This window comes from Paenibacillus terrae, assembly GCF_005217525.1.
Lineage (GTDB): Bacteria > Bacillota > Bacilli > Paenibacillales > Paenibacillaceae > Paenibacillus > Paenibacillus terrae_C.
In genome coordinates this window covers 43,580-63,024 of sequence record NZ_PNXQ01000006.1, presented here as the reverse complement: position 1 = coordinate 63,024, position 19,445 = coordinate 43,580, and the positions used below count along the sequence as shown (strand labels likewise).

16 protein-coding genes are annotated in these 19,445 nt (G+C 49.8%); 5 read left to right on the top strand and 11 right to left on the bottom strand.

Annotation, left to right across the window (positions count from 1 at the left end):
- From C1I60_RS25345 to rpoE, 4 genes are all read right to left on the bottom strand, one after another.
- A partial coding sequence (locus tag C1I60_RS25345; protein ID WP_252361611.1) for a class II fructose-bisphosphate aldolase occupies positions 1-337 on the bottom strand: 337 nt, incomplete at its 3' end.
- Between the two features lie 229 nt (positions 338-566).
- Entirely contained in the window at positions 567-953 is a 387-nt protein-coding gene (locus tag C1I60_RS06820) for a response regulator (protein ID WP_137061069.1), read from the bottom strand.
- A 213-nt stretch (positions 954-1,166) separates the two neighbouring features.
- Entirely contained in the window at positions 1,167-2,768 is a 1,602-nt protein-coding gene (gene pyrG, locus C1I60_RS06815; RefSeq protein ID WP_137061068.1) for a CTP synthase, read from the bottom strand.
- Between the two features lie 400 nt (positions 2,769-3,168).
- The gene (gene rpoE / locus C1I60_RS06810; protein ID WP_137061067.1) at positions 3,169-3,717 is read right to left on the bottom strand and encodes a DNA-directed RNA polymerase subunit delta; all 549 of its coding nucleotides are present in this window, start codon (positions 3,715-3,717) and stop codon (positions 3,169-3,171) included.
- 405 nt (positions 3,718-4,122) lie between these two features.
- Here rpoE and C1I60_RS06805 point away from each other — a divergent pair, with 405 nt between their 5' ends.
- On the top strand, positions 4,123-5,283 hold the full coding sequence (locus C1I60_RS06805; RefSeq protein WP_137061066.1) for a S8 family peptidase: 1,161 nt from the start codon (positions 4,123-4,125) through the stop codon (positions 5,281-5,283).
- 22 nt (positions 5,284-5,305) lie between these two features.
- On the opposite strand, the gene C1I60_RS06800 is transcribed toward C1I60_RS06805, so the two are convergent.
- The 4 genes from C1I60_RS06800 to C1I60_RS06785 are packed head-to-tail and all read right to left on the bottom strand — an operon-like array spanning position 5,306 to position 10,413.
- Positions 5,306-6,646, bottom strand: coding sequence for an MBL fold metallo-hydrolase (locus C1I60_RS06800; RefSeq protein ID WP_137061065.1), 1,341 nt, complete (start codon positions 6,644-6,646; stop codon positions 5,306-5,308).
- Complete coding sequence (locus C1I60_RS06795) at positions 6,643-8,313, bottom strand: ABC transporter permease (RefSeq protein WP_137061064.1); 1,671 nt, start codon at positions 8,311-8,313, stop codon at positions 6,643-6,645. Before C1I60_RS06795 ends, C1I60_RS06800 begins: the two co-directional genes overlap by 4 nt.
- 4 nt (positions 8,314-8,317) lie before the next feature.
- Complete coding sequence (locus C1I60_RS06790) at positions 8,318-9,388, bottom strand: ABC transporter substrate-binding protein (RefSeq protein WP_137061063.1); 1,071 nt, start codon at positions 9,386-9,388, stop codon at positions 8,318-8,320.
- 20 nt (positions 9,389-9,408) lie between these two features.
- Entirely contained in the window at positions 9,409-10,413 is a 1,005-nt protein-coding gene (locus C1I60_RS06785; protein ID WP_137061062.1) for an ABC transporter ATP-binding protein, read from the bottom strand.
- Between the two features lie 199 nt (positions 10,414-10,612).
- Between C1I60_RS06785 and C1I60_RS06780 the strand changes: the two genes are divergently transcribed.
- Positions 10,613-11,506, top strand: coding sequence for a LysR family transcriptional regulator (locus C1I60_RS06780; protein ID WP_137061061.1), 894 nt, complete (start codon positions 10,613-10,615; stop codon positions 11,504-11,506).
- A gap of 127 nt (positions 11,507-11,633) precedes the next feature.
- Positions 11,634-12,494: a hypothetical protein gene (locus C1I60_RS06775; RefSeq protein ID WP_137061060.1), complete on the top strand. Its 861-nt coding sequence runs from the start codon at positions 11,634-11,636 to the stop codon at positions 12,492-12,494.
- Between the two features lie 83 nt (positions 12,495-12,577).
- Here C1I60_RS06775 and argS read toward each other — a convergent pair whose 3' ends face one another.
- The 3 genes from argS to C1I60_RS06760 all read right to left on the bottom strand — a co-directional run bounded on the left by argS (position 12,578) and on the right by C1I60_RS06760 (position 15,679).
- Positions 12,578-14,257: an arginine--tRNA ligase gene (gene argS, locus C1I60_RS06770; protein WP_137061059.1), complete on the bottom strand. Its 1,680-nt coding sequence runs from the start codon at positions 14,255-14,257 to the stop codon at positions 12,578-12,580.
- Complete coding sequence (locus tag C1I60_RS06765; RefSeq protein ID WP_137061058.1) at positions 14,254-14,694, bottom strand: YwiB family protein; 441 nt, start codon at positions 14,692-14,694, stop codon at positions 14,254-14,256. Before C1I60_RS06765 ends, argS begins: the two co-directional genes overlap by 4 nt.
- Before the next feature lie 94 nt (positions 14,695-14,788).
- Positions 14,789-15,679 (bottom strand): LysR family transcriptional regulator, encoded by an 891-nt coding sequence (locus C1I60_RS06760; protein ID WP_137061057.1) that lies wholly within the window; start codon positions 15,677-15,679, stop codon positions 14,789-14,791.
- 150 nt (positions 15,680-15,829) lie between these two features.
- Here C1I60_RS06760 and C1I60_RS06755 point away from each other — a divergent pair, with 150 nt between their 5' ends.
- The gene (locus tag C1I60_RS06755) at positions 15,830-17,584 is read left to right on the top strand and encodes an ABC transporter ATP-binding protein (RefSeq protein WP_137061056.1); all 1,755 of its coding nucleotides are present in this window, start codon (positions 15,830-15,832) and stop codon (positions 17,582-17,584) included.
- Positions 17,581-19,320 (top strand): ABC transporter ATP-binding protein, encoded by a 1,740-nt coding sequence (locus tag C1I60_RS06750; protein WP_137061055.1) that lies wholly within the window; start codon positions 17,581-17,583, stop codon positions 19,318-19,320. The genes C1I60_RS06755 and C1I60_RS06750 overlap by 4 nt, the downstream gene beginning before the upstream one ends.
- The last annotated feature ends 125 nt before the right edge of the window (positions 19,321-19,445 follow it).

Genomic DNA, 19,445 nt, shown 5'->3' with positions numbered 1-19,445 from the left:
TTGGGCTGTGGGAATCGTCAATCATAACAGATGTGAAACCAGCATCAATGGCTTCTTTACATTTTTCAAAGCTGGAACCGTGGTCCAAATGGATCGCAACCGGAACCGTAATTTTCATGTCATGAATAAGACCTTCTACCATTTTAACAACAGTGTAGAAACCGCCCATGTGACGTGCTGCACCTTCAGATACGCCCAGGATTACCGGGGATTTTTCTTCTTCAGCAGCGCCCAGAATAGCTTGAGTCCACTCCAGGTTGTTAATGTTGTACTGACCTACCGCGTATTTTCCTTCAAGTGCTTTGTTCAACATGTCTGTCATAGATACCAATGGCATGGTTACAGTCCTCCTAAGGGTGTTTGGGTTTGTCTATATTTTAGCCGACATCACATACGGGCTTATTATACCACAACCCATGTTAAATACTAAACAAGCTTTTGCACATCAACACATACGAAAATCACGCTCAGGACGCCGTTTTTTCATAGAATTGTATAAGGAGAGGATTTACTTTCAGTATTTCCCATAAACACAAACAAAAAACCCTGTTGTGTTAACAGAGTTTTCAACCAAAGTGACTCTCTTCGTCACCCCTGAGTTGCTTGTTTACGGCGATTCGCATTTCATCAATATCAAAGGGCTTGGTAAAGTGCATGAGTGCTCCCAGCTCCGTCGCCTCTTTAATCATGTCCAGTTCTCCATAAGCTGTCATCATAATAACCTTGATATCGGGATTCATGGTCTTTAGATGCTTCAAGATTTCAAGTCCGTCCATACCCGGAATTTTCATATCGAGCAGAACCAAATCAGGAGGTTCCTTTTCAACAATTTCAAGTGCAATTTTTCCGTTTGCTGCCTGAAAGGTCTCGTAACCCTCACTTCCGAACACTTCCATCAGCAAAATTCGTATTCCATTCTGGTCATCGACGATTAACACTTTTTTCTTTTCCAATGTTTTAACCTCCTAAGATCTTAAAACGAGGATCATGCAGCTATTGCCATAACAGCGTCCGATGACGTACAATATCCGTCCCATACCCTAAACTATATTCGCTCCTGCAAAAAGAAAATCCTTCTCTTATACATAATTGTGGAATATTCTTTCATAATCAGGAAGCGTGGAATAAAAAAAGACCTCCCTAAGGAGGTCTTACAGGCCGCAGCATTAGCCTTGAAGCTGCAATGCCGCCTTAACAAATTCACGGAACAACGGCTGTGGACGGTTCGGACGGGAAGTGAATTCCGGATGGAATTGTACCGCCAGAAACCATGGATGCCCAGGCAGTTCCACAATTTCCACCAAACGTCCGTCCGGTGAAGTACCGGAAATGCGAAGACCTGCCTTTTCAATAACTTCACGATACTCATTATTGAATTCATACCGATGACGGTGTCTTTCGTATACCAGCTCATCGTTGTAACAAGCCGAAGCCAACGAACCTTCCGTCAGTTTGCACGGATACAATCCGAGACGCATCGTTCCGCCCATATCTTCGATGTCCTTTTGGTCAGGCAGCAAGTCGATGACCGGGTAATCCGTAGCCGGATTGATTTCCGAGCTGTTGGCTCCATCCAGACCAGCCAGGGAACGGGCTACCTCAATGACAGATACTTGCATGCCAAGACAAATACCGAAGAACGGGATTTTCTGTTCACGAGCATAACGGATGGTGCTGATTTTACCTTCAATTCCGCGATCGCCGAAGCCGCCCGGTACGAGAATACCGCCAATGCCGCCCAGCATGTCTGCTACGTTCTCGTCCGTTACTTCTTCTGCGTTCACCCAACGGATTTTCACATCCGCATTGGCGTCAAATCCGGCGTGCGAAAGGGATTCGACCACACTTAAATAAGCATCATGCAGTGCAACATATTTACCAACAATGGCGATTTCAACCGTTTTATCCAGCTTTCTGATCCGTTCAACAAGCCCTTCCCACTCCGTCATATCCGGTGCAGGTGTTGTCAGCTTGAGGTGATTGACTACGATCTCGTCCAAGCCTTCTTCACGCAAGTTCAATGGAACCTCGTACAAAGTCGAGGCATCGCGGCATTCTACTACTGCGTTAGCATCAATATCGCAGAACAGCGCGATTTTGGCCTTCATATCGGAGGAAAGTTCATGCTCTGTACGGCAAACAATGACATTCGGTTGAATGCCGATGCTGCGTAGTTCTTTTACACTGTGTTGAGTTGGTTTGGTTTTAACCTCACCAGCCGCTTTAATATAAGGAATGAGGGTTACGTGAATGTACATTACATTCTCACGTCCTACCTCACTTTTGAGCTGACGGATCGCTTCCAAAAATGGCAAGCTCTCGATATCACCCACAGTACCGCCGATTTCTGTGATAATTACGTCCGAACCCGCTTCACGACCTGCACGATATACGCGCTCCTTGATTTCGTTCGTAATATGTGGAATAACCTGCACCGTACCGCCCAAATACTCCCCGCGACGCTCTTTGCTGATTACGCTGGAGTATACCTTACCTGTCGTGACATTGCTGTTCTTGGACAGATTGATATCAATAAAGCGCTCATAGTGTCCCAAGTCAAGATCCGTTTCCGCACCGTCATCCGTTACAAACACTTCACCATGCTGGTAAGGGCTCATCGTCCCCGGATCGACATTAAGGTACGGATCGAATTTTTGAATCGTTACCTTTAGTCCCCTGTTCTTCAGAAGCCTTCCCAGTGAAGCTGCCGTAATCCCTTTGCCCAAGGAAGACACAACCCCGCCTGTCACAAAAATATACTTTGTCACTGTTTAAAACCCTCCTAAATAAAGTCCAAAATTCAGGCGACATTATGATGTTATCGTAACCCGTTTACACGGATTATCATCCATGAAGAAGACAGCGAATCATTTTCCATACCCGCCGCCCTTAGCCCTCTTTCATGAGTGGAAACACCCTATAAAAAAACAAAAAAGCACTCCCGTAGTACGGGGCACTTTTATACAAAAAGCAAACATATAAGTGAATCAATCATAAGCCCAAGCAATAGTTTACCCCGTGTCCAATCCGCTGTCAAGGAAGTTATCTTTGTTAATTTGCCCATTGACAAAACTAAAGGGAATCCATCTGAAAGCTTCAAATCTGAAGGCAGTTTCAAGAAAATGGTCATGAAAAAGGGGAGAATACCTCTCCCCTTACAGCCTGATCCTAACGAAGCGAATCATCGTCGTCGTCTGTCGATTCGTCATCATTTTCATCTTCTGTATCTTCCTCATCACTAAGGTCTTCATCGTCTATAACCACGTCTTCATCGCTATCGTCATCTTCACCGTCGAACAGTTCTTCTTCGCTATCCTCGTCTTCACTGTCTGCATCGAAGTCATCATCGGTGCTGTAAGTTTCTTCTTCCTCATGATAGTCCTCTTCGTCGTCATCGTCTTCGTCATTAATGATACGAGGACGCTTGGCGCCTGTCAGAGCATCTTCGGATTTATCCACTGGATACCAACGCTTCAAGCCCCACAGATTCGTACCGACACAGGCAAAACGCCCGTCAATGTTGATTTCAGTATATAGCTGAGCGATAACGTCATTAATTTCTTCGTCGGACATGCCGCGCAATTTGGCGACTTCATTCATCAGGTCACGGTAATAATATGGAGTATTGGCCGCTTTCAATACCATAAATGCCAAATCCACCATTGGAGTCTCGTGGACTTTCTCCGGGTCAATCTTCAAGTTGAGTGGGGTACTCACCTAGGGACACTTCCTCTCACACGTAATTCACAAGAACATGTTTCAGAGCATACACGATACATGCAATACTAACATATCCATTATCAAAACTAAGTAAAACCTATTTGGAAGCAAATTGCAAGTTAAACATGGGTATCCGTACAATTTGCAGTAGTATGCCTTGAACAAGGCGGCGCACGTTAAAAAGACGGAGTCCCCCCCGTCTTTCGACTGTACCCGCTCCGGGAGAAGTTCCCAAAGTTGTTGCACAAGAGCTTATGCCCTCCATGTATCGTATGTGTCCGCGATCACTTTGACACGACAAGCAGGCCTATTTCCATAAAAAAGGGGCAGGTTTCCCATGCCGCCGCTGACGCTTGCTCATACAATACCTCAGCATGGCTCATCGGAGGGGGACTGTCTCAAATGGACTATCCGGGTTTTTTGCAGCGTTTGCACGAGGGGATTTCGGAGCCGTCCCGCAGTGGACGACACAAACAGATCATTACGTTCGATAAGCCTCACCAATACCGGGAATGCCTGTCCTATCTCAGGAAGCTGAAACCCGAGCTTGCGGGATTACGGCAAGTACAACCGGCCCGGCTGATTCGCGCCCTGATTGCCCCGCTTCCAGGGGGAAACAGGCTCGGCAAATATCACAACGGTGTTACCGTTGAAGAAGATACTCGCATGAGGGTACATGGAGGAGCGGCCCATATGCCGAAGACGGAGAAAAACCTGCCCATGCCATGGGGGGTCAAACAGGTACGCGCACACAAGGCTTGGCCTTCCTCTACAGGAAACCGAATCAGGATTGGTGTGATTGACACAGGAGCGGATTTTCAACATCCTGATCTGCGTCATTCTCTCGCTAGAGGCATCAATTTGCTTAATCGGACCATGCTACCCTATGACGATAACGGTCACGGCACTCATATTGCCGGTACCATCGCGGCATCCAACTATGATGAGGGTAGGATTGGCGTAGCACCTCAGGCGCTGATTCATCCTGTAAAAGCGTTTGACCATAACGGGGCCGCCTACGTTTCGGATATTATTCTTGGCATCGACTGGTGTGTATTGAATCGTATCGATATTATCAATATGAGCTTCGGTATGAAATCACGCAGCAAGGCGCTGCTTGATATGGTGAACAAAGCGTATCAAAACGGTATTGTGATCGTAGCTTCCTCGGGAAACGAGGGCAAGCGCCGGAGTATTGACTACCCCGCCCGCTATTCCCAGACCATTTCGGTCGGAGCTACCGATAAATACAGACGCATCGCACCTTTCAGCAACCGGGGACAATTCGTAGACGTGTACGCGCCGGGTGAAAAGATTATTTCCTCATGGATACACGGCAAGCATCACGAAATGAGCGGTACGTCTATGGCTACTTCTCACGTAACCGGAAGCATTGCCCTGCTCCTTTCACTGAGACCGGAGATGGGGCCTGGAGAAATCAAAGCACTGCTCAAGCGTACCGCTACACCGCTGCGCCTTCGTAAAAGCAGCGGGCGCAACACTATATCCACGAAACTTGGGGAAGTCGATGCCTTCCGACTGATGCAGGAGGGTACGAAATAACGGATGGAGCAAAATGAATCATCTAAACGTTTAACATTGCGCCTGGTTCCAAAGAGTGAATGGCTTTTACAGAGCTTTCGTGCTCGGTCCAGCCTTCTCTTATCAGCTCGCCCCGCACAAGATCGGTCTGCGGCTTGGGCGCATGAACGAGCACAACCTGTTTACCAGGCAACACCTTCAACATTTGTCTCACATCCGATATCCCCTGATGCACCTTGTAAATCAAATGCCGTACGATACAACAGTCATCCTGATCCCCACGTTCCAGCAGATGTTTACCAAAAGAACCGCTTGAAGCATGTCCCGTCAAAATAACACCGTTATGATTACTTTTTCCGCTACCTTTGCCCTCCCCCACACTCGACGGTTGATCCGACAAATATTGATAGTACCAGCGCGCCCGTGGCGAATCCATCATCCCATCCCCGGTTACGATGATAGCCGCAGCACTCTGTTCCAGCAGCCGTACTCGCTCCGCAGCATCACGAGGCACAAAGATCCTGTCACTGTGCAGCACATGTTCTATCCGTACAGGTGCTTCCGGGCGTAGCCATTCTTTCAAACAGCTCAGACGCTGTAATCCCTGCCATATGTCCGGCTCTATAATCATGGCTTGTTCAGGGAATTGTTCGCTGGCCCACACGATCAAATCCTGTCCCCGACCAAAGGCAGGTACCGGAAGCAGCACATGACCACCAGCAGACAAAATCCGTTCCATCTCGACCCGCAGCCGCTCCAGCTTCACCGGCTGCGGGTCTATATCCATGTCATAGGCATTGTCCATAATGGAGATATCGGCTAGATTGGGTTCTGGTACATCGGCAACAAGCAGCTCGGACTCGCGGCTGTAGTCTCCCGAAAAGAATAACCGCTTCCCTTCCATTTCTGCTACGTACCACACAGCGCCAGCCAAATGCCCACTGCGTCCCCACATGATCCGTACACCCGGACTAGCCTCTTGCCACACCCCTGACGGCGCTTCATCCTCCAGATAACGGTAAGTGATAGATTCGATATCCTGTTCGTCGTAAGGCAATTTTCCGCCTCTCGATTCTACATAAGTATGCCAGGAGCGAAAATAGGAACCTAGCTGTTCCGCAGTGGCCTTTGTCGTCCACACCTCTCCCCGGTATCCATTTTTGTACAGTAAGGGGAGCGCCATCGAATGATCTTCATGTGCATGAGACAGCAATACAGCAGTCAGCCTCTCCGCCTCCTGCGGCGGAAAAACCGGATACTGCCCGGTTCCTTCCTTTTTCACACCACAATCCAGCATGATGCGATGCTGCTTTCCTTCCAAAACATAGCAGGAGCGGCCATGTTCGCCCGCTCCGCCCCAAATTCGAAGCTTCGTCATCATCATTTCCACTTTCTTTGCGAGTTTAAGCTTTCCATTAAGATCAGCAGCAGCGTGGTCAAACCGACCGACATGACCGCCATTGCCATACCAAGCGACACCTGCCCCTGTTCGAACTGGGCAAAAATGTAGGTTGCAGACGTCTGGATGGATGGCGGCAAAATCAGCAACGAGCCGACCAGTTCGCGCGAAGCAATGGTAAAGGTCATCATCCAGCCTGCCAGCATGCCCGGTAAAATCAGCGGCAGCACAATCCGCCGGAATACATAAGTCGGTCGACCGCCAAACACCTGTCCTGCCTGAAAAAGAGCAGTATCTACCTGCGTAAAGGCGCTTTTGACATACTGGACTGTATAAGGAACAAACAAGACAACATACGTCAGAATGACCATACCGTACGTGTTATACAACGGAATCGGCATCCATGGCGAGTTCCACCATAAAATAAGGCCGACTACCATAACAATCCCCGGAACCGTGTTCGGAAGCAGGCTGAATGCATCCACCGTCCGCTGGAGCCTCGTACGCGAGCCGCCAATGACGAGCGCAAACCATGTGCCCAGCATAACGGCAATCGTCGATGCCCCCAAAGAGAGAAATATGCTGTTCAGCAACGCCTCCATGCTCTCTGAGCCCCAAGACAGCAGTTCCTTGTAATAATCGAGCGTAAAGTTATCCCAAGCCAAGCCGATCCCCCGCAGCTTCATGGTGGAAGCAGCGATAATTGAAAAATAAGGGATACCAATGGACGCCATTAGCAACAATAGAATGAATGCGATGCTCAGTCCCGTAGTCCAGCCGGATACACGAAGACGGGAAGGACGAGAACCTTTACCACCTACCAGCCTGTATGTGTACTTACGGTTGATCACCGATTGCACATACCACACGAGCAGACAGGCGGTTAAAAGCACTGAGGCCATGGATGTCGCCTTGCCGAAATCAATCGGCCAACTGGAAATGTATTTGTGAATTTCCGATGTCATGACCTCATACCCGATACGTCGCCCAAAAGTAGCGGGGGTTCCAAACTCGGCAATCGTTTTGACGAAAATGAGCAGCGCGCCCATTCCGTAAGCCGACAGCAGCAGCGGTAAAATGATCCGGCGGAACCTGTACAGAAAGCCGCCGCCCATAACGGCTCCGGCCTCTTCGAGACTGCCGCCAATCCTAACCAGCGCACCGCGCAGCAGCAGGTACAGGAACGGAAACAGATGCAGACTCATGATCATCACCATGCCGCCAAAGCTGAAAAAGAACGGGGTCAAGAAATGCAGGCTCGGAAACAACTGCTCCAGATACCCGTTTTTTTGCATAAACAAAATCCAGCCCATGGACCCGATATAGGGCGGGGTCATAAACGGAATCAATAGCACCACGTCCAGCCAGCGCCAGCTAGCGAGACGCGTGTTGGACATGACCCACGCGAGCGGAAGTGCAAGCACCGTCGTTCCGGCAATAACACAAATGCCCAGCCAGATCGAGCCGAACAGCACACCCATAAATCGGGATGCAGCCAACGTCTGGAAAGGCGCAGACCATTGTAATTGTCCATCTACATACACACTTTGGATGAAGATTTGTAGCAACGGCAGCACGATCAGTAAAGCAAGCGCGATCAGAGCGAGTGTCAGACTCCACGCTCTGATCTGTTTGACGGATAAGAACCCCATCCGCTTACTTGAACATTTGCGTGAACTTCTCTGTCACGTCAGGCCCGTGCTCGCCCATCCATTCCCAATTGGTTTTCAGCAACGGAATCTCATCCAGATTGGCGCGCTTATCTGCTTTGACATCCGTGCGTCCCGGAAGCAAGGAAGCGTCCGCTACCAGCTTCTGTGCCTCGTCCGACAGCAGATAGTCAATGAATGCCTTGGCGTTCTGCTCATGCTGTGTCGATTTGAGAATCGCTGCAGGGCGTGGGCTGATGACTGTTCCTTCCTTCGGATAAACAATGTCGATCGGCTCGCCTTTGGCTTTGGCCTTGTAGGTCATGTAATCAACCGCAGCAGCGACCATGCTTTTGGCTCCGGTAATGACCGGGTCCAGCGCTTCCTGATTGGCTCCAGCCATCGCTACGCCGTTAGCCTTGTACTGCTCGAACAACGTCCAGCCCCCATCGCCTTTGGCACTCAGGTAGCCAGTCATAAAATCCAGCGCCGAGCCGGACAGGGACGGATCAGGAATGTTAACTTGGTCCTTGTATTCCGGCTTCGCGAGATCGGCCCATGAAGTCGGCGGTGTCTTCACCAGCTTCGTGTTGTACGCGATACCTAACGCGGAAGCACTGGTGCTGAAATAGTTGCCTTCCTTGTCGGACCAATCGGGATTCAGCTTGTCCGCGTTTTGGGCATCCGGGTAGGGCAGCGTGAGGCCGTCTTTTTTCAAGCCTTGTACGGACGGAAGAGATGCCAGCACCACCACATCTGCTACCGGATTCGCCTTCTCGGCTTCCATGCGGGCCAAAATTTTACCTGTCGTTCCCTGGAACAGCTCGACCTTCACTCCGCTTTGCGCCTCATACCCAGCTACCAGCTTTTTTGCCAGTCCGTCAGGGCCTGCGCTGTAGACAACCAGCTTCTGATCGGTCGATGCCGCCCCGGCTTGTCCTGCTGATCCGGTGGATTGCGCACCATCCTTAGATGGTGTAGCCGTTCCACAGCCTGCGACAGCCAGTCCAAAGGTCAATGTTAATGCGAGCATCGCGCCCTTTTTCCAACCTGAACGAAAAACGTGCTTGTTTATCATCTTGTATATACCCCTTTTCCCTATGAATCGAGTTGGTGGATGTGTTGCGGTGATACCCAAATTTGCTTTTGTTCTCCGATAGGCAAGCGGGTGGAATGATACGCAGTCCACAGCTCGCCGTTCTCCGCCAATATGCGGACTTCATAACGATCTCCAACATAGCTGACATGCCGAATCTCTACTGAAAAAGAATGCTGATCCACTTGATTCTGTTCCCAGCGAACATGCTCGGGACGGAATAGCGTCCGCTCCGACTCCAGCCAGTTCGACTTGCCGATGAACCTCGCCACCTCTGGATGAGATGGACGACTGTAGATGATTTCGGGTGTTCCGGTCTGCAAAATATGTCCGCTTCTCATGACGACCACTTCATCGGACATCGACATAGCCTCAATCTGATCATGGGTGACGTACAGAGCGGTCAGCCCCAGATCCCGCACCAGCGACAGCATTTCGATGCGCATCTCCTCGCGAAGCACCGCATCCAGTGCACTGAGCGGCTCATCGAATAAGACGAGCCTGGGTCGGATGGCGACCGCGCGGGCAAAAGCGACTCGCTGCTGCTGGCCACCAGATAGCTGATGAGGATATCGATCCTCCATCCCCGACAGTCTGACTTTGTCCAGCGCCTCCAGCACCGCTGCTCGCAGTTCCTTGCCACGCACGCTGCCAGAGCCGACACCTTTGGTCTGCTTGACCGCACGCAGCCCGAAGGCCACATTTTCAAACACCGTCATATGCGGCCACAGCGCAAAATCCTGAAACACCATGCCGAAATGACGGAGATGAGCGGGAATATCCTTTTTGCGTTCTGCCGAAAAAAGAACTTCCTCCCCCAACGTGATCGTGCCGGTATCCGGCATTTCCAGCCCTGCAATCATGCGTAGAAGCGTTGTTTTCCCGCAGCCGGACGGACCGAGGAGTGTCGTGAATTGTCCCCGTCGTACGACCAGATTCGTCTCGTGCAATGCGGTCATATGACCGAAGGTTTTACTCAAACCGTGAATATATAGATCCTGATTCATCGCATTACCTGCCTGTTCTTATGACTGACCCCAGTGTAAAGGTTGAATTCGCAGCCTGTGTTATTGGAAAGTTAAAGCAAAATTAATTATTTCAATGAATTGTGTTAACACTCATAGATTTAATCTATATAGAGGGGATTGATACCGCCACGCATGGAGCGGAATGAGTTTCCGATCAAACAGAAAGCGGGGCATCCAAGTGAATTTAAGTCTTCTGAAGCTGCATATTGTAGAGTTGCTGAACAAGCATCATAAAATTACCACAGTAGCTGAGCTTCTCGGTCTGAAACAACCGACCATCACCTTTCATATGAGAAACCTGGAGCGGGATTTGGGGGTGAAGTTGTTCGACACGCGTATGGGCAAAATCATCCTGACGGATGCTGGGTACGCGCTGCTCCACTATGCCGGCAAGATTAATGCGCTCGCCGCCGAGGCGGAGCGGGTTGTCTGCGAGTTCGACACACTCCAGCGGGGGAGCATTCGAATCGGCGCAAGCTATGTACCAGCTACCTATGTGCTTCCTGCGGTGCTGCACCGTTTTGCCCGGGAACATCCGGGAATTCATATTGCCTTGTCCGTGAAAACTGCTCCGGTGATCAAGGACATGCTTGCCCGTCACGAAATCGACCTTGGCGTTATTTCAACAGAGCCGTTTCAAGTGCCCTCACTGGTATCGGAATCCTTGGGCGAGGATGAGCTGGTACTGATCTGCGCACCGGATCACCCGCTCGCAAGCGAAACCGATTTAACACCTGAGCGAATCGCTTCTTCCTCTTTCGTGCTGCACGGCAAGGATTCCAGCACACGCCAAATGACCGACAAATGGCTGGAGCGTGGTGGACGCCGTCTCCCCTCCTATTTGGAGCTGGATTCGCTGGAGGCGATCAAGCAGGCGGTCATGCTGGGAGAACACGTCTCTTTCGTCTCCCGCATAGCTGTGCAGTCTGAGGTTGAACGCGGGATGCTCGTCATACGGCCTATTCCGGGCCAACGTGTAGAGCGGTACATTTATATGGTTAGCAATAAGGACCGCCACCGCTCCGCTCTAATCCGCCAATTTGCTGAATATTTGTCAGGGAACCAAGAATAAATCTTACCTGTCATATAGAAATTATGTTATTTTTTAACCAGAGTACCAGCTTGCCTTGACATACGACTGACATTACACCCGTAAAGTGTAGCGTGTACCCCCATTCGGACGAACAGGAGATGATTGGATGAAAACCGGTCTTCGTATCACAAAGGCTTTGTCAGTATTAACCCTGAGTGCAGTGCTGCTTGTAACGGGATGGAAAGGGGCCGAGCCTGCGCAGGCTGCCGCCAATGCCACACCAAGCTATGAGGTAAAACTGATGCTGGATACAGCTAAGGTCCTCAATGCGGACGGCTCTTTGAAAAGCAGCGTAGCCAACGAGTTTCAAATTAGCGAAGCTGCGCAACGATTGAGCGTCGAATATTTTGACACGGATCAATTGCAATTGAACAACGAGGGCTGGAATGTCAGATTTCGCAAAAAAGAAGATAAAAAGAATTATGAATTAACCTACAAGAAACGGTACACAGTCACGAACGGAGATATCAACGCGGCTCTCACCCAAGCCAATAAAGAAGGTTTTAGCGCATCTGATGATAACTACGATGCCGAGGTGGATTGGGGTTATAGCAAGCAGACACTGAGCTTTTCCAATGATAAAAAAACGAACGCTTCCAAAGGATTAACTCTTCCTTCCCCGGATCAGGCGTTAAAGCAACTATTGGACAATCTTCCAGGCAAACTGCAAAACTGGAAAACCAGCAACTGGGGTAAACAAGCCTTGGCAGACTCCAGAGTACGCGGTCCTGTACAGGTCAGCAAATATGGAGGAAGCTTCCAGGGATTGGATACCGATGTTGAAGTCTGGCCTATCCGCAGTGCGAACGGATCAGGTACAGATACCATCATTGAAATCTCCTTCAAAACCTCGGACTACAGCGTTGCCTCCAGCAATCGCACCAAGCTGATCAATCTGCTGCAATCCAAAGGGTGGCTGGTTCCCGCCGATTCCCTGAAAACGAATTTGGTACTGGAACGCTACTAAGCTGCTCGTACAAAAAAGGAACCGCACGTGCCACCCTGCTGGGGATGGTACAGACGGTTCCTTTTATCATTAAAGTGGCTTGCTTACATGCGTTCCGGTGCAGACACGCCTACCAGCTTCAGCACATTGGCAATGGTGGTGCGCACCGCGCCAAACAGTGCCAAGCGGGCCTGCGTTTGAGCGGCATCCTCAGTGATCACACGTTCTGCTTTATAGTAGCTGTGGAACAGCGATGCCAGCTCGTAGACGTAACGAATCATACGGTGTGGCGCAAAGCTCGCAGCCGCTACCAGTATTTCCTCCGGAAGCTCGCCGATTTTGCGCAACAGGTCGTATTCATGCTCAGCCGTCAGCTTGGACAGATCAACCTCTGCCAACGGCAGTACCGCAATGCCCTGCTCCTCAGCTTGACGGTATACGCTGCACGCCCGCGCGTGGGCATACTGCACGTAGAATACCGGATTTTCATTAGAAGTGGAAATCGCCAAATCCATGTCAAAATCCAGATGCGAATCCATGCTGCGCATCGTGAAGAAGTAACGGATCGCGTCCACGCCCACTTCTTCCATCAGGTCTTCCATCGTCACGGCCTTACCGGTACGCTTGGACATTTTTACCTTTTCCCCATTTTGGAACAGGCTGACCATTTGGGCAATCAGCACTTTGAGCTTATCCGGGTCGTTGCCCAGTGCTTCCATAGCTGCTTTCATCCGTGGAATGTAGCCGTGGTGATCCGCTCCCCAAATGTTGATGATTGTGTCATACCCACGGGCATATTTGTCGCGATGGTAAGCGATATCCGGGGTCAGGTACGTGTATGTACCGTCATTTTTGATCAAGACACGATCTTTATCGTCGCCGTACTTGGTTGTGTTCAGCCATGTGGCTCCGTCCTTCTCATAAATCTCCTCACGGTCACGCAGCTCATTCAGCGCTTTAAGTACTTCACCGTTCTCATACAGCGATGTTTCGCTGAACCAGGAGTCAAAAGGTACACGGAACAGCTCCAGATCGCGCTTGATCTTGTTCAGTTCCTTTTCCAGACCGTAGTCACGGAAATAAGCTGCGCGGTCGCCTGGTGTCAAAGACAACAGGGAATCGCCCTTCTCGGCCACCAGTTCCTTGGCAAATCCGATGATGTCCTCACCGTGATACCCGTCCTCCGGCATCTCCGCAGGCTGTCCCAGCTCTTGCAAATAACGCGCCTCAATCGAGCGGCTCATGTTGTAAATCTGGTTGCCCGCATCATTAATGTAGTATTCACGAGTTACCTTGTATCCGGCAAAATCAAGCACGTTGCAGAGGGCATCCCCCACTGCCGCACCACGTGCATGGCCCAAGTGCAGGCTACCTGTCGGATTCGCACTGACGAACTCGATTTGTACCTTTTTGCCTGCACCTTCCTGTATACGTCCGTAATCCGCTCCCTGCTCCTGCACTTGTTTAATGACAGCATAAAGGTAGCCCTTGTTCAGACGGAAGTTAATAAAGCCCGGTCCGGCTATTTCCGCGCTTTCAATTGAAGCGGCAGCCAAGTCCATATTTGCGATCAAATCTTCTGCAATTTGACGCGGGTTTTTCTTCGCAATGCGGGTGAGCTGCATCGCCGCGTTCGTAGCCAAATCACCGTGCGACTTGTCCTTCGGCACCTCCAGCGTGATCGTCGGCAGCTCTTCGCGGCTCACGATTCCAGCAGCCAGTACCGCTGCCTCGATAGCTGAGGTCACCTTTTGATTAATGAGTTCCAGTGGATTGCTTGTCATGATTGTTGCTCCTCCTGTATATGCAAACTGATGGCAAAATGCCCCGAGAAATCCTCAAATACGTACAGATCATAAGTCCAGCTCACCTGTCCGGTAAATCCGTCCATTCGAATATCGAGCTTCTGCGTATGCGCAGACATGTTCAGGCTTAAATAAGGCGATCGGTAAAATCCCGGCAATCTTCGTCCCAGCGCAAATGACTGCTCCGATTGCACCTCGCCATGACGAATCAGCTTCAACTCATCCGGTCCGATTTTGACCGTATTCCGTGTCGTTCCGCCCTCAGGTCCCTCTTGGGGTTCATCGTACCTTATATATAGATGCTTCCCACGCATGATGGCTTCTCCGAGAAGCTCCTGCACCACATCTTCTCCGTCGTGATGACTATGAAGACGGATTTGGACCTTTGCATTATGTGGCATGTGTTCAAACTCCATTCTATCGCTATCCTACTGTACTACTATATCCAGTTCCCGTTTGCAATTCAAATGAGATTTTACAAAAAGATGCTTTCATCCACAAAAAAAACAGCTATTGTGGAGTGACTCCATCGGGTGCCTGGCTAAAGCTTTCGATAAATCGGGAGGCCAGAGAAGACATGTAACGATCCTTGAGCCAGACAGCCGCCACACGAGTATGCAGTTCTTCACACATAATTTCCTTCACCATTAACTGGTTATTGCTGCCCAGAGTCAGTGCGGACCGTGAAATCATACCGATACCCAGTCCTTCATTAGCCCAATGAAGCGTAGTGCGGGCATCATCGTTTTTGCAAAAAAAATTCGGCTCAAAGCCGTGCTTCATGCAGGCGTCGTGGATCAATTGCTCAAAGCGGCGGTACACGATGAGCGGTCTGTTCTTCAAGTCAGACAACGGAATCGTCTTCTGGTCAGGGTTCCAGTCATGCTCTTCTGTCATCACCGCGACCATCGGCTCGGAGGCTGCATATCTACACCCCAGATCGGTAGTGTTGAACGGCGTTCTGACGATACCGACCTCTACGATCCCCTTTTTCAACAGATCTAGGATCATGAACGTGTTTCCCTCATGGATTTCAAATTTTACGCCCGCATAGGTTTTGTGAAATTCGGAAAGCCTGTCTTTCATCAGGGCTGCGCCGGAAGAAGAGACAGTTCCAATCGTGAGCGTTCCCTTCATACCTTTGGCAAAATCATTTATTTCCCTCGTCGTGGCATCGGTCAGCTCCAAAATCTGCCTGGCCCTGTTCTGCAAAATGATTCCGGCCTCCGTCAGATGAATGCTTCGCGGGCCTCGATGCACGAGCTTTACACCCAGCTCTTCCTCAAGCTGCATGAGTTGCTGACTTAGGGGAGGCTGTGCGATTTGCAACTTTTTGGCTGCCGCAGTGATTTGTCCCGCCTCTGCAATTGCCAGAAAATACTTGAGATGTCTCAATTCCATCATGGACCTCCGGTACTGATATATGTAATACATATACCTCTAATATATATTAAATATTATTCATATGGTTTGGGATATGCCATAATCATATTCAGTTATCAGGTTGAATCAACGGGCTTTATACATTATTCAGGTTAGGTGATGGTTTTTTTGCTGAAATTTGCTGTTTTTTTGAAGCCTTATAAAAAGGAAAGTATTCTTGGGCCTCTGTTTAAACTGATTGAGGCGATTCTGGAATTGTTGCTGCCTACGATGGTAGCGCTAATGATCAATCATGGCGTTGGCAAAGGTGATACCCATTATGTTTGGCAGATGGGTCTTTTGATGTTGCTTATGACCGTGCTGGGCTTTGGCAGCTCAATGGTGTGCCAGTTCTACGCAGCCGGGGCCTCTCAAGGGTTTGGAACGACGCTGCGCAATACGATGTTTAAGCACATTTCATCGTTCTCTTATGCCGATCTGGATAAGTTTGGTACACCCTCACTCATCAATCGGATCACGAACGATGTGAATCAACTCCAGACGGCTGTGGCGATGCTGATTCGTCTGGTCATTCGGGCTCCTTTTATTTGCATTGGGGCTATTATCATGTCGATGATCCTGGACTTCCGCCTCGCTTTGGTACTTTTGGCCGCTACGCCAATTCTGGCTTTGATCCTGTATCTGGTTATTACGAAGGCTTCGCCGCTGTACCGCCAGTATCAGAAAAAGCTGGACAACATCGCTCTTGTACTCAGCGAAAATCTAACAGGGGTAAGGGTCATACGGGCCTTTGCCAAAAGAGGAGCCGAACGAGTCAAGTTCAATTCAGCCTCGGATGACCTGACCCAAACCGCCATCCGTGTAGGGCGCATTTCCGCTTTGCTCAGCCCAGCCACCTTGCTGGTGGTCAACGGAGCCATTATTGCGATTCTGTGGGTCGGCGGCATTCATATTCAATATGGATCTCTTACGCAAGGGGAGATTATTGCTTTTATTAATTATATCACGCAGATTTTGCTGGCTCTCATCGTGGTGACCAATTTAATTATTCTGTTTACCAAAGCCGCAACCTCGGCAGCACGGATTCAGGAGGTTCTGGATACCCAAGCTTCGATCTCCGATGTTGCTATATCTGAAGGTCAGCCGGTTAAAGATCATACGTCCTCACAAAAAAACGTACCAGTTATCGCTTTTGATCACGTCTCCTTCGGATACAACCAAACGGGACAATTGGCGCTTAGCGATGTTACCGTTGACATCTACCCCGGTGAAACGGTCGGTATCATCGGAGGAACGGGTTCGGGGAAATCTACGTTTGTGAATCTCATTCCCCGGTTCTATGACGCGGTGGAGGGGCGGGTTCAAATCGAAGGCATCGACGTTCGCCAGTATAAGCTTGAACCATTGCGGCAGAAAATCGGGATTGTTCCACAAAAGGCGCTGCTGTTCACCGGCACCATAGCGGATAATATTCGCTGGGGTCATGAACACGCCACCGATAAGGAGATCGCCCGAGCAGCAGCGATTGCGCAAGCGGATGAGTTCATTGCCAATCTGCCCGAAAAATACGATGCTCCGATTGCCCGAGGGGGCCTTAATCTGTCGGGAGGTCAAAAGCAACGTCTAACCATTGCCAGAGCTATTGTAGGGAATCCGCAAATCCTCATTTTGGATGATTCATCAAGTGCACTTGATTTTGCAACCGATGCCGCCTTGCGTAAATCGTTACGGGAAAATAGCAGCAGCATGACCGTCCTGCTTGTCTCGCAACGGGTCAGCAGCGTACAGCATGCTGATAAAATTATTGTGTTTGACGAAGGGCGGGTTGTCGCTGTCGGCACACACGAACAGTTGATGAGCAGTTCGGATGTATATCAGGAAATTAATCGTTCCCAGCTCTCAACGCAGGAGGTAGACCAATGAGCGCCAAGGAAACCTGGAGAAGATTGTTAACCTATGTGGGCCAATATAAAAAAACAGCGTTTTGGGTCATTGTCAGCGCAATTCTCAGCGTGCTTGCCAGTCTGATCGGTCCCTATATGATCGGTCAGGCCATCGACCATATGGTGGATAAGGGAGTGGTGGATTTTAGAGGAATTGCGCATATTCTTGCCGGATTAGGCATGGTGTATGCCGTAGGCAGCTTGTTTAGCTGGCTGCTCACCTATTTGACGAACCGTATTGCTTATCAGACGGTCAATGATATGCGGCGAGAGTTATTTGATCATTTTAATATCCTGCCATTAAGCTTTCATGACAATCACCCGCAAGGTGACAGTATCAGCCGTTTTGTGAACGATATGGATGCCGTGTCGGATGGGCTACTTCAAGGTTTTTCCACCTTGATTACCGGGATTATCACGATTATAGGCTCGATTGTGCTCATGCTGTATATCAGTCCGATCATGACGCTGGTCGTGCTGGTGTCAGCCCCGGTTACGTATGGCGTGGCATGGTTTATTACCACACGATCCCAACGCATGTTCCGCGAACAGGCCCAAATTTTAGGAAGTCTGAATGGTTATGTGGAGGAAATGATTGGCGGACAGCGGGTGGTTACAGCCTTTCATTATGAAAACCGTTCTTTTGACGAATTCGCCGCCAAAAATGACCAACTGTATCAAGCCGGGGTAAAATCACAGTTTTATGGATCATTGTCCAATCCCTCCACCCGTCTGGTGAACAACATGACCTTCTCGGTCACGGCGATGATCGGCTGTATATCCATCATTTTGGGTGTAATTTCGGTAGGCGGATTGTCAAGCTTTCTGATCTATACGAACCTGTTCGCCAAGCCCTTTAATGAAATCACAGGGGTACTAACTCAGTTCCAAGCGGCTACGGCTTCTGCCCAGCGCATATTCGCTATTTTGGACTCACCGTCTGAGCAGCCGGAAAAATCGAACGCCGTACATTTGGAACGCAGCAAAGGCACGATTCTTTTTGATCATGTCAAATTCTCCTATACCCCGGAGCGTACGCTCATTACGGACTTTAGTCTGGAGGTTAAGCCGGGTACCCGTGTTGCGATTGTCGGTCAAACCGGGGCAGGCAAAACAACGCTCGTCAACCTGCTCATGAGGTTCTATGATGTAGATAGCGGCTCGATATCCATCGACGGGGTCAATATCAATGACATGAGCCGGGACAGCTTGCGGACTAATTTTGGCATGGTACTTCAGGATACATGGCTGTTCAGCGGTACGATTCGGGACAATATCGCTTACGGAAAGCCGGAAGCAACGGAAGAAGAAGTGATCGCGGCTGCAAAGGCTGCCAATGCACATAGCTTCATCAAGCGTCTGCCTCATGGCTACGATACGGTCATCAGCGGTTCAGGCGACAGCCTGTCGCAAGGTCAAAAGCAGTTGCTCACCATCGCGCGGGTAATCCTCGTCGATCCACCTATGCTCATTCTAGATGAAGCGACCAGCAGTATAGACACCCTGACAGAAGCGCGTATTCAAAAGGCGTTTATGAAAATGATTGCCGGACGCACCAGCTTTGTGATCGCCCACAGACTATCGACCATCCGCGAAGCGGATCTGATTTTATACATGAAAAACGGCGATGTGGTCGAAAGCGGAACCCATGAGGGTCTGCTTGCAAGCGGGGGACATTATGCCTCGCTCTATAACAGCCAGTTCACTACGGCCTAGCAAGCTGACCTGATACGGTCGCAGTGGACTTAAACGCAAGGTTGGCTGAACGCCGTGGGTCGCTCCAAAAATATTTTTTTCTTTGAAAAATACCCTTTCATCTTATATAATAAAAAAACACGAAC

Coding starts and splice junctions, on each gene's coding strand:
- C1I60_RS06805 (WP_137061066.1), top strand. CDS start 4,123: ATGGACTATCCGGGTTTTTTGCAGCGTTTGCACGAGGGGATTTCGGAG.
- C1I60_RS06800 (WP_137061065.1), bottom strand. CDS start 6,646: ATGATGATGACGAAGCTTCGAATTTGGGGCGGAGCGGGCGAACATGGC.
- C1I60_RS06795 (WP_137061064.1), bottom strand. CDS start 8,313: ATGGGGTTCTTATCCGTCAAACAGATCAGAGCGTGGAGTCTGACACTC.
- C1I60_RS06790 (WP_137061063.1), bottom strand. CDS start 9,388: ATGATAAACAAGCACGTTTTTCGTTCAGGTTGGAAAAAGGGCGCGATG.
- C1I60_RS06785 (WP_137061062.1), bottom strand. CDS start 10,413: ATGAATCAGGATCTATATATTCACGGTTTGAGTAAAACCTTCGGTCAT.
- C1I60_RS06775 (WP_137061060.1), top strand. CDS start 11,634: ATGAAAACCGGTCTTCGTATCACAAAGGCTTTGTCAGTATTAACCCTG.
- argS (WP_137061059.1), bottom strand. CDS start 14,257: ATGACAAGCAATCCACTGGAACTCATTAATCAAAAGGTGACCTCAGCT.
- C1I60_RS06765 (WP_137061058.1), bottom strand. CDS start 14,694: ATGGAGTTTGAACACATGCCACATAATGCAAAGGTCCAAATCCGTCTT.
- C1I60_RS06760 (WP_137061057.1), bottom strand. CDS start 15,679: ATGGAATTGAGACATCTCAAGTATTTTCTGGCAATTGCAGAGGCGGGA.
- C1I60_RS06750 (WP_137061055.1), top strand. CDS start 17,581: ATGAGCGCCAAGGAAACCTGGAGAAGATTGTTAACCTATGTGGGCCAA.